Here is an 11,782-nt window from a genome sequence, read left to right as displayed (position 1 = left end):
AGCTCCGCTCACGCGGCGCCAAGGACTCAGGCGTCCTTGGACTCCTCGGCCGGAGCCTCGGTCGACTCGGCCTTGGCCTCGGTGGCAGCCTCGGCGTCCTTGGCGGCACGCTTGGTGGCCGCCTCGGCCTCACCGGTGGCCTGCTGGGCCACGGTCAGCGCCTCCACCAGCTCGATGACGGCCATGGGAGCGTTGTCGCCACGGCGGTTACCGATCTTGGTGATCCGGGTGTAGCCACCCGGGCGGTTCTCGAACCGCGGGGCGATCTCGGTGAAGAGCGTGTGCACGACGCTCTTGTCCGAGATCAGCTGCATGACCTGACGGCGGTTGTGAAGGTCGCCCTTCTTCGCCTTGGTCACCAGACGCTCCGCGTACGGACGCAGACGACGGGCCTTGGCCTCGGTCGTCGTGATGCGGCCGTGCTCGAAGAGCGACGTGGCCAGGTTGCGCAGCATCAGACGCTCGTGCGCGGCGCTGCCGCCCAGACGGGCACCCTTGGCGGGCTTCGGCATGGTGTATCTCCTTCATTGCTGCACCGGCCGTATCAGGTACCGGTGTCAGTTCCCACGAGGCGGCCGCCCCGCGGAAGACTCACACGGCTGAGGCCCGGGGCGGCGCCCCGGACCCCAGCCGGACAAACTCAGTACTGCTCGGTCTCCACGAAACCGGCGTCCGCGTCGTCGTCGGCGCCGAAGGCGTCCGCGGCGGCGGTCGGGTCGAATCCGGGCGGGCTGTCCTTGAGGGCCAGGCCCATGCCGGCCAGCTTCGCCTTGACCTCGTCGATCGACTTCGCACCGAAGTTGCGGATGTCGAGCAGGTCGGCCTCGGAGCGCGCCACGAGCTCACCCACGGAGTGGATGCCCTCACGCTTGAGGCAGTTGTACGAGCGAACGGTGAGCTCGAGCTCCTCGATCGGCAGCGCGAGGTCGGCGGCCAGGGCGGCGTCCGTCGGGGACGGGCCCATGTCGATGCCCTCGGCGTCGATGTTGAGCTCGCGGGCCAGACCGAACAGCTCGACCAGGGTCTTGCCGGCCGACGCCATGGCGTCGCGCGGACGCATGGCCTGCTTGGTCTCGACGTCGACGATCAGCTTGTCGAAGTCGGTGCGCTGCTCGACACGGGTCGCCTCGACCTTGTACGTGACCTTGAGCACCGGCGAGTAGATGGAGTCGACCGGGATACGGCCGATCTCCTGGCCCACCTGCTTGTTCTGCACGGCGGAGACGTAGCCGCGACCGCGCTCGACGGTCAGCTCCATCTCCAGCTTGCCCTTGCCGTTGAGCGTGGCGAGGACCAGGTCGGGGTTGTGGACCTCGACACCGGCCGGCGGCGCGATGTCCGCGGCGGTGACCAGACCCGGGCCCTGCTTGCGCAGGTACATCACGACCGGCTCGTCGTGCTCCGAGGAGACGACCAGCTGCTTGATGTTGAGGATGAGGTCGGTGACGTCCTCCTTGACGCCCGGCACGGTGGTGAACTCGTGCAGGACACCGTCGATCCGGATGCTGGTGACAGCAGCGCCGGGGATCGAGGAGAGGAGCGTGCGACGCAGGGAGTTTCCGAGGGTGTAGCCGAAGCCCGGCTCCAGCGGCTCGATCACGAACCGGGAGCGGTATTCGTCGACGACCTCTTCGGTCAACGAGGGACGCTGAGCAATCAGCATGTTTTCGGTCCTTCAGTCGTGGACGCCCGCTATTTGACGCCCGCTGTACTGACAAGGGTACGGGCGGTACGGGACCAAAGGTCCCGTACCGCCCCCACCCGGCGGCTCGTGCCTGTGGCAGAGCCGGCGAGCCTTACTTCGAGTAGAGCTCGACGATCAGCTGCTCCTGCACCTGGGTGTCGATCACCTGGCGCTCGGGCATGCTGTGGACGAGGATGCGGAGCTGCGAGGGGATCGCTTCCAGCCAGGCCGGAACGGTCTTCTCGCCGGCCTCGGCCTTGGCCACCTCGAAGGGGGTCAGGTTCCGAGAGCCCTCGCGGACCTCGACGATGTCGTTCACTGCCACACGAGCCGACGGGATGTCGGTCTTGCGGCCGTTGACGGTGATGTGTCCGTGACGCACCAGCTGACGGGCGTGGTCGCGGGACTTGGCGAAGCCGGCCCGGTAGACCACGTTGTCGAGGCGGGTCTCAAGGATGCGCAGAAGGTTCTCACCGGTCTTGCCGGTCTTCTGGTTCGCTTCCTTGTAGTAGTTCACGAACTGCTTCTCAAGGACACCGTAGATGCGGCTGCACTTCTGCTTCTCACGAAGCTGGAGCAGGTACTCGCTGTCCTTGGTGCGCCCGCGACCGTGCTCACCCGGGGGGTAAGGACGGATCTCGATCGGGCACTTCGCGCTCTCGCACTTGCTCCCCTTGAGGAAGAGCTTCTGCTTCTCCCGACGGCAACGCTTGCAGTCGGCCCCGGTGTAACGCGCCATTGTCTAGTTGTCTCCTACTTCAGATGGTCAGACGCGGCGACGCTTGGGCGGGCGGCATCCGTTGTGCGGGGTGGGGGTGACGTCCTGGATCGAGCCGACCTCCAGGCCGGTGGCCTGGAGCGAGCGGATCGCGGTCTCACGGCCGGAGCCGGGACCCTTGACGAAGACGTCAACCTTGCGCATGCCGTGCTCCTGCGCGCGGCGGGCGGCCGACTCGGCGGCCATCTGCGCGGCGAAGGGGGTGGACTTGCGCGAGCCCTTGAAGCCGACGTGGCCGGCAGAGGCCCAAGAAATCACGTTCCCGGTCGGGTCGGTGATCGAGACGATCGTGTTGTTGAACGTGCTCTTGATGTGAGCGTGCCCGTGGGCGACGTTCTTCTTCTCCTTGCGGCGCACCTTCTTGGCGCCGGCCGTACGGCCCTTCGGAGGCATGAATTTCTCCCGTGGAGGTGGTCGGTCCTACAGCGAAGACCGCTGGTAAGCGTCCTGCTGAGGACTACTTCTTGCCCGGCTTCTTCTTGCCGGCGATCGCGCGACGCGGACCCTTGCGGGTACGGGCGTTCGTGCTGGTGCGCTGACCGTGCACCGGCAGACCGCGGCGGTGACGCAGACCCTGGTAGCAGCCGATCTCGACCTTGCGGCGGATGTCGGCCTGGATCTCGCGACGGAGGTCACCCTCGGTCTTGAGGTTGTTGTCGACGTACTCGCGGATCTTGACCAGGTCTTCCTCGGCCAGGTCGCGGACCCGGGTGTTCGGGTTCACGCCGGTGGCGGCGAGGGTCTGCTGCGAGAGCGTCCGCCCGATACCGAAGACGTAGGTGAGGGCGACCTCCACACGCTTTTCGCGCGGGAGATCAACGCCTGCGAGGCGTGCCATTGATGTGGCTCCTGATGGCTATTCGGAGGTCTTCCGCAGCACCGTTCCCGTAAGACTCTGCAGAATTACGAGCCGGGTCCCCGGCCTCCGAGCCGGGGGTGTCGTCCCCACGCGAGAGATGCGGGGGGTCGGGTGTCTGCGTATGTACGTGTGTGCTTGCGTCGCGCGAACTGCGAAATGCAGGTGGTCGGCGTGCGTCAGCCCTGGCGCTGCTTGTGGCGCAGGTTGTCGCAGATGACCATGACCCGGCCGTGGCGGCGGATCACCTTGCACTTGTCGCAGATCTTCTTGACGCTCGGCTTGACCTTCATGGGATGTGAGGTTCTCCGGGTCAGTGCCGTCACCCCACGGGAGCGGGGCGGCGACAAGATCTACTTGTAGCGGTAGACGATCCGGCCACGCGTCAGGTCGTACGGAGAAAGCTCCACGACGACCCGGTCATCCGGGAGGATACGGATGTAGTGCATCCGCATCTTGCCGCTGATGTGCGCGAGGACCTTGTGACCGTTCTGGAGCTCCACCTTGAACATGGCGTTCGGCAGGGACTCGATCACGGTGCCCTCGATTTCGATGGCACCTTGCTTCTTGGCCACGCTTCGCCCTTCGAATCGGCTACCTTGATCAACTCTCGTACGCATCGGGCTGCCTACCTACAGACATACGGATGCACGAGAGCCGACGCGTCAGTCTACGTCAGTGCCCAGGAAAAGACGAATCCAGGATTATTGCCCACCCGCGGAGATCCTTACGCCACAGGGCCGCGGCACACGACGGACCAGGGACCGCTCCCCGGCCCCCGAGCCCCCTACGCCAGCGGGTCGGGCGCGGCGGTGATGCCCAGCTCGGCCAGCTTGGCCTTGCCGCCGTCCGGCGCGGTCAGCACCAGCGGACCGTCCTCGGTCAGCGCGACCGAGTGCTCCCAGTGCGAGGACCAGCTGCCGTCGTTCGACTTGACCGTCCAGTCGTCCTCGAGGACGTGGGTCTTGGCCGTACCGAGGTTGACCATCGGCTCGATCGCGATGCAGAAACCGGGCACCAGCTTCGGGCCGCGGCCGCGCTTGCGGTCGACGTAGTTCAGCAGGTGGGGGTCCATGTGCATCTGCGAGCCGATGCCGTGGCCGCCGTAGTCCTCGACGATGCCGTACTTGCCGCTCGCCGGGCGGGGCTGGCGGCGGATGTAGCCCTCGATCGCCCTGGAGATGTCCACCAGGCGGTTGCCCTTGGCGACCGCCGCGATGCCGGCCCACATCGACTCCTCGGTGACCCGGCTGAGCTCGACCAGCTCCGCGGAGTGACCGGACCCGACGAAGGCGGTGTACGCGGCGTCGCCGTGCCAGCCGTCGATGATCGCGCCGCAGTCGATGGAGATGATGTCCCCGTCCTGGAGCACCGTGTCGGTGTCCGGGATGCCGTGGACGACGACGTCGTTCACCGAGGTGCAGATCGTCGCGGGAAAGCCGCCGTACCCGAGGAAGTTCGACTTCGCACCGTGCTCGGCCAGCACCTTGCGCGCCGCGTCGTCCAGGTCCTTGGTCGTGGCGCCCGGCACCGCGACCTGACGGGTCGCGGCGTGGATGGCGGCGACCACCAGCCCCGCCTCGCGCATCTTCGCGATCTGCTCGGGGGTCTTGATCTCCACCATGCGGGGCGCCTTCCGCCTTCGTTCTCGTCCTGCGTGTGCCGTGCTTGACCAACAGTACGGCCGCGGTGCCCGTGAGGGACACCGCGGCCGTACGGAGCTACTGGTTCACTTACCGCGCTGGAGCGCCGCCATGGACCGCTCCGTGACCTCTTCGACCTTGCCGAGGGCGGGGATGGTCACGACCAGCCCCTGCTCCTTGTAGTAGTCGATGATCGGCTCGGTCTCCGTGTGGTAGACCTCCAGCCGCTTGCGGACGGTCTCCTCGCGGTCGTCGTCACGCTGGTACAGGTCGCCGCCGCAGACGTCGCAGACGCCCTCGGCCTTCGGCTTGTTGTACTCCGCGTGGAAGACGTGGCTGGAGTCGTTGCGGCAGATCCGCCGGCCGGCGATCCGCTTGACGACCTCGTCCTCCGGGACCTCCAGGTCCAGGACGGCGTCCAGCGTGAGGTTCTTGGCCTTGAGGTACTCGTCCAGCGCCTCGGCCTGACCGAGGTTGCGCGGGAAGCCGTCCAGGAGGAATCCCCCGGCGGCGTCGGCCTGCTCCATGCGGTCCTCGGCCATGCCGATCGTGACCGAGTCGGGCACCAGGTTGCCGGCGTCCATGTAGGACTTCGCCTCAACGCCCAGGGGTGTCCCCTGGCTGATGTTGGCCCGGAACAGGTCCCCCGTGGAGATGTGCGGGATCGCGAGGTTCTTGGCAAGGTACGCAGCCTGTGTACCCTTGCCGGCCCCCGGGGGTCCGACGAGGACGATTCGCATCAGCGGAGGAACCCTTCGTAGTTGCGCTGCTGAAGCTGGCTCTCAATCTGCTTCACGGTCTCCAGGCCCACACCCACGATGATGAGGATGCTCGTCCCGCCGAACGGGAAGTTCTGGTTCGCGTTGAACAGCACCAACGCCACTGTTGGTACGAGCGCGATCAGCCCCAGGTACAGCGAGCCCGGCCACGTGATCCGGTTGAGCACGTAGCTGAGGTACTCGGCCGTCGGGCGACCAGCCCGGATACCCGGGATGAAGCCACCATACTTCTTCATGTTGTCGGCAACTTCTTCGGGGTTGAAGCTGATGGCGACGTAGAAGAACGCGAAGAAGACGATCAGCAGGAAGTACGTAACGATGTAAACGGGGTGATTTCCCTTGGTGAAGTTGGTGGCGATCCACGTCGCCCATGCCGCCTTCGACCCGCTGAACTGTGCGATGAGAGCTGGAATGTAGAGCAGCGATGACGCGAAGATGACCGGAATCACACCGGCCTGATTCACCTTGAGCGGGATGTAAGTGGACGTACCGCCGTAGGACCGGCGCCCGATCATCCGCTTCGCGTACTGCACCGGGATGCGCCGCTGGGCCTGCTCGACGAAGACCACCAGGGCGACCATCGCGAGGCCGACCAGGATCACCGCGAAGAACTCGATCCAGCCGTCGGCGAGCTTGCCGGTGAGCTTGATCTGCCACAGGGCGCCCGGGAAGCCGGCGGCGATCGAGATGAACATCAGGATCGACATGCCGTTGCCGATGCCGCGGTCGGTGATCAGCTCACCGAGCCACATGATCAGGCAGGTGCCGGCGGTCATCGTGATGACCATGGTGATCGTGGTGAAGATCGAGTTGCTGGGGATGATCTCGCTGGCGACCGGGCAGCCCTGGAACAGCGCGCCGTTGCGGGCCACCGCGATCAGGCCGGTGCCCTGCATCACGGCGAGCGCGACGGTCAGGTACCGGGTGTACTGCGTGATCTTGGCCTGTCCCGACTGGCCCTCCTTCTTGAGGGCCTCCAGCCGGGGGATCACCACAGTCAGCAACTGCAGAATGATGCTTGCCGTGATGTACGGCATGATCCCCATCGCGAAGATGGTGACCTGCAGCAGCGCACCACCGCTGAACATGTTCACCAGCCCGAAGAGACCGGTGTTGGAACCGGCCTGCTTCATGCACAGCTGAACGTTCGAATAGTTCACGCCCGGCATGGGAATGTGGGTGCCGAGCCGGTAGAGCAGCACGATGCCCAGCGTGAACAGCAGCTTCTTGCGCAGGTCAGGCGTCTTGAACGCCTGGGCGAACGCGGTGAACACGGAGCCTCCTGCACCTCACACGTCCAGTGTGGGCAAATGACGGTGGTCGATCTCGGTGAGTGCCTGTGTGAGCTATCCCGGGGCCTCACCCCGCGATAACAGATGGCAGCTTGGGCTACCCTACCGGGTCGCGCCTCGGGAGCGGTGGGTTCGCCGATCAGGAATACCGCGCATCGCACGCGGTATCCCCCGCGGGAGGCTCATTCCGGGCCCCTCGGACTCTCCACGGCCTCGCCCGCGGCCCCACCGGTCCCCCTCCCCCGCCTCCCGGCGCCTCACAGCCCGCCACGGCGTGGCCCGGCCGTACGGCGGGCACCACAGCGGGCAACGCAAAGGGCCGGCCCTCCGAAGAGGACCGGCCCTTGTGCCGTGCTGTCAGCGAACTCAGGCGTTGATGAGCCCGGTGACGGTGCCGCCGGCAGCGGCAATCTTCTCCTTGGCGGAGCCGGAGACGGCGTCAACCGTCACCTGCAGCGCCACGGAGACCTCGCCCTGGCCCAGGACCTTGACGAGCTCGTTCTTGCGCACCGCGCCCTTGGCGACCAGGTCGGCCACCGTGACCTCGCCACCCTGCGGGTAGAGCTCGGCCAGCTTGGCCAGGTTCACGACCTGGAACTGCTTGTGGGCGGGGTTCTTGAAGCCCTTCAGCTTCGGGAGGCGCATGTGGAGGGGCATCTGCCCACCCTCGAAGCGCTCCGGAACCTGGTAACGGGCCTTCGTGCCCTTGGTACCACGACCAGCGGTCTTACCCTTGGACGCCTCACCACGACCGACACGGGTCTTGGCGGTCTTGGCACCCGGGGCGGGCCGGAGGTTGTGGACCTTCAGCGGGTTGTTCTCCGCCATGTCAGTCGACCTCCTCAACCGTCACGAGGTGGCGGACGGTGTGCACCATGCCGCGGAACTCGGGGCGGTCCTCCTTGACAACCACGTCGTTGAGCCGCTTGAGGCCCAGCGAACGAAGGGTGTCGCGGTGGTTCTGCTTGCTACCGATGTAGGACTTCGTCTGCGTGATCTTGAGGTGCGCCATTACGCGGTCACCCCAGCACGCGCCCGCAGCAGAGCGGCGGGAGCAACGTCCTCCAGCGGCAGGCCACGACGCGCCGCGATCTCCTCGGGGCGCTGCAGGCCCTGAAGCGCGGTCACCGTGGCGTGCACGATGTTGATCGGGTTCGACGAACCGAGCGACTTGCTCAGCACGTCGTGGATGCCCGCGCACTCCAGAACGGCACGCACGGGGCCACCGGCGATCACACCGGTACCGGGGGAAGCCGGCTTGAGCAGGACGACGCCCGCAGCCTTCTCGCCTTGGATGGGGTGAGGGATGGTGCCCTGGATACGGGGGACCTTGAAGAAGTTCTTCTTGGCCTCTTCCACGCCCTTGGCGATGGCAGCCGGAACTTCCTTGGCCTTGCCGTAACCGACACCCACGGTGCCGTCACCGTCGCCCACCACGACCAGCGCGGTGAAGCTGAAACGACGACCACCCTTGACAACCTTGGCGACGCGGTTGATCGCGACTACGCGCTCAACGTACGCGGTCTTCTCGGCGGCAGCGCCACCGTCGCGACCCTTCCGGTCCCGCCGCTCGCCGCCACCGGCACCGCTCCCGCGGCGCTGGGGTCCAGCCATTGGATTTACCTCTCTCTGTTACGTCCGCTAGCTCCGGAACCGGGGCTTAGAACTTCAGCCCGGCTTCGCGGGCGGCGTCGGCCAGAGCGGCAATCCGCCCGGCGTACTGCTTGCCACCACGGTCGAACACGACGGCCTCGACACCGGCGGCCTTGGCACGCTCGGCGACCAGGGAGCCGACCTTCTTGGCCTGAGCGCTCTTGTCGCCCTCGCCACCACGGATCGATGCGTCCAGGCTCGACGCGGAGGCCAGCGTGTGGCCCGCGATGTCGTCGATGACCTGCGCCGTGATGCCGCGGTTGGACCGCGTCACGACCAGACGCGGACGCTCCGGGGTACCCGAAATCCGCTTACGGATGCGGATGTGGCGACGCTTGGCAGCGGCGCGCTTGTACGCGTCGCCCTTAGCGATCTTCACACCGTATGCCATGGCTTACTTACCAGCCTTTCCGACCTTGCGGCGGATGACCTCGCCGGCGTACTTGACGCCCTTGGCCTTGTACGGGTCAGGCTTGCGCAGCTTGCGGATGTTCGCCGCCACCTCGCCGACCTTCTGCTTGTCGATGCCCTCGACGCTGAGCTTGGTCGGGGACTCGACCTTGAAGGAGATCCCTTCGGGGGCCTCGATCAGGATCGGGTGGCTGTAGCCCAGGGCGAACTCCAGGTTGGAGCCCTTCGCCTGGACGCGGTAACCGACACCGCTGATCTCGAGCGCCTTGCTGTATCCCTGGGTCACGCCGGTGATCATGTTCGCCACCAGCGTGCGGGACAGGCCGTGCAGGGCCTTGTTCTGACGCTCGTCGTTCGGGCGGGAGACGTTGATGACGCCGTCCTCACCCTTGGCGACCTCGATGGGGGCGGCCACGGTGTGCGAAAGGGAACCCTTGGGGCCCTTCACGTTGACCGTGCGGCCCTCGATGGTGACGTCCACACCAGCGGGAACCTGGATGGGCAGCTTGCCAATGCGCGACATTAGCTATTCCTCCGTTCCCGGGTTACCAGACGTAGGCGAGGACTTCCCCACCCACGCCCTTCTTCTGCGCCTGCTGGCCGGTGAGCAGACCGTGCGACGTGGAGATGATCGCCACGCCCAGGCCGCCGAGCACCTTCGGCAGGTTGGTGGACTTTGCGTAGACCCGCAGGCCCGGCTTCGAGATCCGCTTGATGCCGGCGATCGAGCGCTCGCGGTTCGGGCCGAACTTCAGCTCGAGGACGAGGTTCTTGCCAACCTCGGCGTCCTCGACGCGCCAGCCGGTGATGTAACCCTCCTGCTGGAGGATCTCCGCGATGTGCGACTTGATCTTGCTGTGCGGCATCACGACGGTGTCGTGGTACGCCGAGTTCGCGTTCCGCAGACGGGTCAGCATGTCTGCGATGGGGTCAGTCATGGTCATGAATTGGCCTTCGGCCTCTCTCGCCGGGGTTTCCTATGTGCGCCATCCCTCTCCCCGATCAGAGTCGGGACGGGTGCGGCGCGGGGACCTACGGCGTAGTAAGCGACGTTATGCGGGCTCGGCCCGCGGTCGGTCTCGGGTGGCGGGACACCCAAACCCTTCTACCCTACGGGAAAAAGGGCCGGGTGCCCGCCGAACCGATTGCTTACCGAGAGCCTCCGGTAATCCCAACTAGGGGACTACCAGGAGCTCTTGGTCACGCCCGGCAGCTCGCCACGGTGAGCCATCTCACGAAGGCACACGCGGCACAGGCCGAACTTGCGGTACACGGAGTGCGGACGGCCGCAGCGCTGGCAGCGGTTGTACGCACGCACAGCGAACTTGGGCTTGCGAGCAGCCTTCGCGATCAGAGCCTTCTTCGCCATCTCGCTCACGCCTCCTTGAACGGGAAGCCGAGGTGACGAAGGAGAGCGCGGCCCTCATCGTCGTTGGTCGCCGTGGTGACCACGGTGATGTCCATACCCCGGGTACGGTCGATCTTGTCCTGGTCGATCTCGTGGAACATGACCTGCTCCGTGAGACCGAAGGTGTAGTTGCCCCGACCGTCGAACTGCTTGGGGGACAGACCACGGAAGTCGCGGATGCGCGGCAGCGCGAGCGACAGCAGGCGGTCCAGGAACTCCCACATGCGGTCACCGCGGAGGGTGACGTGGGCACCGATCGGCTGGCCCTCACGCAGCTTGAACTGCGCGATGGACTTACGGGCCTTGGTGACGGCCGGCTTCTGACCGGTGATCGTGGTGAGGTCCTTGATGGCACCCTCGATCAGCTTGGAGTCGCGGGCGGCGTCGCCCACACCCATGTTGACCACGATCTTGGTCAGACCGGGGATCTGCATGACGTTCTCGTAGGAGAACTCGTCCTTCAGCTTCCCGGCGATCTCTTCGCGGTAGCGCTGCTTGAGACGCGGCGCGTTGGTGGTGGCAGTCATCAGATGTCCTCACCGGTCCGCTTGGCAACGCGGATCTTGTTGCCTTCGTCGTCGAAGCGGTACCCGACGCGGGTGACAACCTTGTTGCCGTCCTTCTCCACAACCAGCTGAACGTTGCTGACGTGGATGGGGGCCTCGGTCGTCACGATGCCGCCGGTCTTCGAGCCACGAGCCGTCTGACCGGCCTTGGTGTGCTTCTTGACCCGGTTGACACCCTCGACCAGGACGCGGTCCTCGCGGGGGAAGGCCTGGATGACCTTGCCCTGCTTGCCCTTGTCCTTACCGGTGATGACCTGGACCAGGTCGCCCTTCTTGATCTTCATCGGTTACAGCACCTCCGGCGCGAGCGAGATGATCTTCATGAACTTCTTCTCGCGCAGTTCCCGGCCCACGGGGCCGAAGATGCGGGTGCCGCGGGGGTCGCCATCGTTCTTGAGGATGACGGCCGCGTTCTCGTCGAAGCGGATGTACGAGCCGTCCGGACGGCGGCGCTCCTTGACGGTGCGAACGATGACCGCCTTGACGACGTCACCCTTCTTCACGTTGCCACCGGGGATCGCATCCTTGACGGTGGCGACGATGACGTCACCGATGCCCGCGTAGCGGCGACCGGAACCACCGAGAACACGGATGCAAAGGATCTCCTTCGCACCAGTGTTGTCGGCGACACGCAGTCGCGACTCCTGCTGGATCACGTCTATCTCCTGAATGTCTGCCGGTTCCCGGCGAGAAGCGCGAGTGTTTCGCGCCT

General features: G+C 65.9%; 20 protein-coding genes. All 20 read right to left on the bottom strand.

What is annotated here, in order from left to right:
• Nucleotides 1-26 precede the first annotated feature (26 nt).
• Nucleotides 27-512, bottom strand: coding sequence for a 50S ribosomal protein L17 (rplQ, locus tag SL103_RS02355; protein WP_069567077.1), 486 nt, complete (start codon nt 510-512; stop codon nt 27-29).
• A gap of 128 nt (nt 513-640) precedes the next feature.
• The gene (locus SL103_RS02350; protein ID WP_003956430.1) at nt 641-1,663 is read right to left on the bottom strand and encodes a DNA-directed RNA polymerase subunit alpha; all 1,023 of its coding nucleotides are present in this window, start codon (nt 1,661-1,663) and stop codon (nt 641-643) included.
• Between the two features lie 133 nt (nt 1,664-1,796).
• Nucleotides 1,797-2,423: a 30S ribosomal protein S4 gene (rpsD, locus tag SL103_RS02345; RefSeq protein WP_069567076.1), complete on the bottom strand. Its 627-nt coding sequence runs from the start codon at nt 2,421-2,423 to the stop codon at nt 1,797-1,799.
• Between the two features lie 27 nt (nt 2,424-2,450).
• Nucleotides 2,451-2,855, bottom strand: a complete 405-nt coding sequence (rpsK, locus tag SL103_RS02340) for a 30S ribosomal protein S11 (RefSeq protein ID WP_004571845.1) — start codon at nt 2,853-2,855, stop codon at nt 2,451-2,453.
• 64 nt (nt 2,856-2,919) lie between these two features.
• Nucleotides 2,920-3,300 (bottom strand): 30S ribosomal protein S13, encoded by a 381-nt coding sequence (rpsM, locus tag SL103_RS02335; protein ID WP_018090888.1) that lies wholly within the window; start codon nt 3,298-3,300, stop codon nt 2,920-2,922.
• A gap of 197 nt (nt 3,301-3,497) precedes the next feature.
• Complete coding sequence (gene rpmJ / locus SL103_RS02330; RefSeq protein ID WP_003956441.1) at nt 3,498-3,611, bottom strand: 50S ribosomal protein L36; 114 nt, start codon at nt 3,609-3,611, stop codon at nt 3,498-3,500.
• A gap of 60 nt (nt 3,612-3,671) precedes the next feature.
• The gene (gene infA / locus SL103_RS02325) at nt 3,672-3,893 is read right to left on the bottom strand and encodes a translation initiation factor IF-1 (RefSeq protein WP_003956442.1); all 222 of its coding nucleotides are present in this window, start codon (nt 3,891-3,893) and stop codon (nt 3,672-3,674) included.
• A 212-nt stretch (nt 3,894-4,105) separates the two neighbouring features.
• Complete coding sequence (map, locus tag SL103_RS02320) at nt 4,106-4,942, bottom strand: type I methionyl aminopeptidase (protein WP_069567075.1); 837 nt, start codon at nt 4,940-4,942, stop codon at nt 4,106-4,108.
• A gap of 105 nt (nt 4,943-5,047) precedes the next feature.
• Entirely contained in the window at nt 5,048-5,701 is a 654-nt protein-coding gene (locus tag SL103_RS02315; RefSeq protein ID WP_069567074.1) for an adenylate kinase, read from the bottom strand.
• Nucleotides 5,701-7,014: a preprotein translocase subunit SecY gene (gene secY / locus SL103_RS02310; protein ID WP_069567073.1), complete on the bottom strand. Its 1,314-nt coding sequence runs from the start codon at nt 7,012-7,014 to the stop codon at nt 5,701-5,703. Before secY ends, SL103_RS02315 begins: the two co-directional genes overlap by 1 nt.
• A 384-nt stretch (nt 7,015-7,398) precedes the next feature.
• On the bottom strand, nt 7,399-7,860 hold the full coding sequence (rplO, locus tag SL103_RS02305) for a 50S ribosomal protein L15 (protein WP_069567072.1): 462 nt from the start codon (nt 7,858-7,860) through the stop codon (nt 7,399-7,401).
• A gap of 1 nt (nt 7,861) precedes the next feature.
• Entirely contained in the window at nt 7,862-8,044 is a 183-nt protein-coding gene (rpmD, locus tag SL103_RS02300) for a 50S ribosomal protein L30 (protein ID WP_006604889.1), read from the bottom strand.
• Nucleotides 8,044-8,646, bottom strand: a complete 603-nt coding sequence (rpsE, locus tag SL103_RS02295; RefSeq protein ID WP_006604888.1) for a 30S ribosomal protein S5 — start codon at nt 8,644-8,646, stop codon at nt 8,044-8,046. The genes rpmD and rpsE overlap by 1 nt, the downstream gene beginning before the upstream one ends.
• Before the next feature lie 46 nt (nt 8,647-8,692).
• Nucleotides 8,693-9,076 carry a 50S ribosomal protein L18 gene (gene rplR / locus SL103_RS02290; RefSeq protein WP_069567071.1) on the bottom strand — a complete coding sequence of 128 codons (384 nt, stop codon included), beginning with the start codon at nt 9,074-9,076 and terminating at the stop codon, nt 8,693-8,695.
• Between the two features lie 3 nt (nt 9,077-9,079).
• The gene (gene rplF / locus SL103_RS02285) at nt 9,080-9,619 is read right to left on the bottom strand and encodes a 50S ribosomal protein L6 (RefSeq protein ID WP_069567070.1); all 540 of its coding nucleotides are present in this window, start codon (nt 9,617-9,619) and stop codon (nt 9,080-9,082) included.
• Between the two features lie 22 nt (nt 9,620-9,641).
• A complete protein-coding gene (gene rpsH, locus SL103_RS02280) occupies nt 9,642-10,040 on the bottom strand; it encodes a 30S ribosomal protein S8 (RefSeq protein ID WP_030413019.1) in 399 nt (132 codons plus the stop codon).
• Nucleotides 10,041-10,279: 239 nt separating this feature from the next.
• The gene (locus tag SL103_RS02275) at nt 10,280-10,465 is read right to left on the bottom strand and encodes a type Z 30S ribosomal protein S14 (protein ID WP_030890724.1); all 186 of its coding nucleotides are present in this window, start codon (nt 10,463-10,465) and stop codon (nt 10,280-10,282) included.
• A gap of 5 nt (nt 10,466-10,470) precedes the next feature.
• Complete coding sequence (rplE, locus tag SL103_RS02270) at nt 10,471-11,031, bottom strand: 50S ribosomal protein L5 (protein WP_030062891.1); 561 nt, start codon at nt 11,029-11,031, stop codon at nt 10,471-10,473.
• Nucleotides 11,031-11,354: a 50S ribosomal protein L24 gene (rplX, locus tag SL103_RS02265; RefSeq protein ID WP_030062892.1), complete on the bottom strand. Its 324-nt coding sequence runs from the start codon at nt 11,352-11,354 to the stop codon at nt 11,031-11,033. Before rplX ends, rplE begins: the two co-directional genes overlap by 1 nt.
• Before the next feature lie 3 nt (nt 11,355-11,357).
• On the bottom strand, nt 11,358-11,726 hold the full coding sequence (gene rplN, locus SL103_RS02260; RefSeq protein ID WP_003998823.1) for a 50S ribosomal protein L14: 369 nt from the start codon (nt 11,724-11,726) through the stop codon (nt 11,358-11,360).
• Nucleotides 11,727-11,782: the final 56 nt, after the last annotated feature.

It is taken from the genome of Streptomyces lydicus (assembly GCF_001729485.1).
Classification (GTDB): domain Bacteria; phylum Actinomycetota; class Actinomycetes; order Streptomycetales; family Streptomycetaceae; genus Streptomyces; species Streptomyces lydicus_D.
Note: the sequence above shows the minus strand (reverse complement) of the source record. Positions and strands in the feature narration are given on the sequence as shown.

What these genes read in the sequence shown, in the direction of transcription:
- rpmD (WP_006604889.1), bottom strand. Translation starts at nt 8,044, where the DNA reads ATGGCGCACCTCAAGATCACGCAGACGAAGTCCTACATCGGTAGCAAG.
- rplO (WP_069567072.1), bottom strand. Translation starts at nt 7,860, where the DNA reads ATGGCGGAGAACAACCCGCTGAAGGTCCACAACCTCCGGCCCGCCCCG.
- rpsH (WP_030413019.1), bottom strand. Translation starts at nt 10,040, where the DNA reads ATGACCATGACTGACCCCATCGCAGACATGCTGACCCGTCTGCGGAAC.
- rpsD (WP_069567076.1), bottom strand. Translation starts at nt 2,423, where the DNA reads ATGGCGCGTTACACCGGGGCCGACTGCAAGCGTTGCCGTCGGGAGAAG.
- rpsE (WP_006604888.1), bottom strand. Translation starts at nt 8,646, where the DNA reads ATGGCTGGACCCCAGCGCCGCGGGAGCGGTGCCGGTGGCGGCGAGCGG.
- rpsM (WP_018090888.1), bottom strand. Translation starts at nt 3,300, where the DNA reads ATGGCACGCCTCGCAGGCGTTGATCTCCCGCGCGAAAAGCGTGTGGAG.
- map (WP_069567075.1), bottom strand. Translation starts at nt 4,942, where the DNA reads ATGGTGGAGATCAAGACCCCCGAGCAGATCGCGAAGATGCGCGAGGCG.
- rplR (WP_069567071.1), bottom strand. Translation starts at nt 9,076, where the DNA reads ATGGCATACGGTGTGAAGATCGCTAAGGGCGACGCGTACAAGCGCGCC.
- rpsK (WP_004571845.1), bottom strand. Translation starts at nt 2,855, where the DNA reads ATGCCTCCGAAGGGCCGTACGGCCGGCGCCAAGAAGGTGCGCCGCAAG.
- rplE (WP_030062891.1), bottom strand. Translation starts at nt 11,031, where the DNA reads ATGACTGCCACCACCAACGCGCCGCGTCTCAAGCAGCGCTACCGCGAA.
- SL103_RS02350 (WP_003956430.1), bottom strand. Translation starts at nt 1,663, where the DNA reads ATGCTGATTGCTCAGCGTCCCTCGTTGACCGAAGAGGTCGTCGACGAA.
- rplF (WP_069567070.1), bottom strand. Translation starts at nt 9,619, where the DNA reads ATGTCGCGCATTGGCAAGCTGCCCATCCAGGTTCCCGCTGGTGTGGAC.
- rplX (WP_030062892.1), bottom strand. Translation starts at nt 11,354, where the DNA reads ATGAAGATCAAGAAGGGCGACCTGGTCCAGGTCATCACCGGTAAGGAC.
- rplQ (WP_069567077.1), bottom strand. Translation starts at nt 512, where the DNA reads ATGCCGAAGCCCGCCAAGGGTGCCCGTCTGGGCGGCAGCGCCGCGCAC.
- SL103_RS02275 (WP_030890724.1), bottom strand. Translation starts at nt 10,465, where the DNA reads ATGGCGAAGAAGGCTCTGATCGCGAAGGCTGCTCGCAAGCCCAAGTTC.
- SL103_RS02315 (WP_069567074.1), bottom strand. Translation starts at nt 5,701, where the DNA reads ATGCGAATCGTCCTCGTCGGACCCCCGGGGGCCGGCAAGGGTACACAG.
- rpmJ (WP_003956441.1), bottom strand. Translation starts at nt 3,611, where the DNA reads ATGAAGGTCAAGCCGAGCGTCAAGAAGATCTGCGACAAGTGCAAGGTG.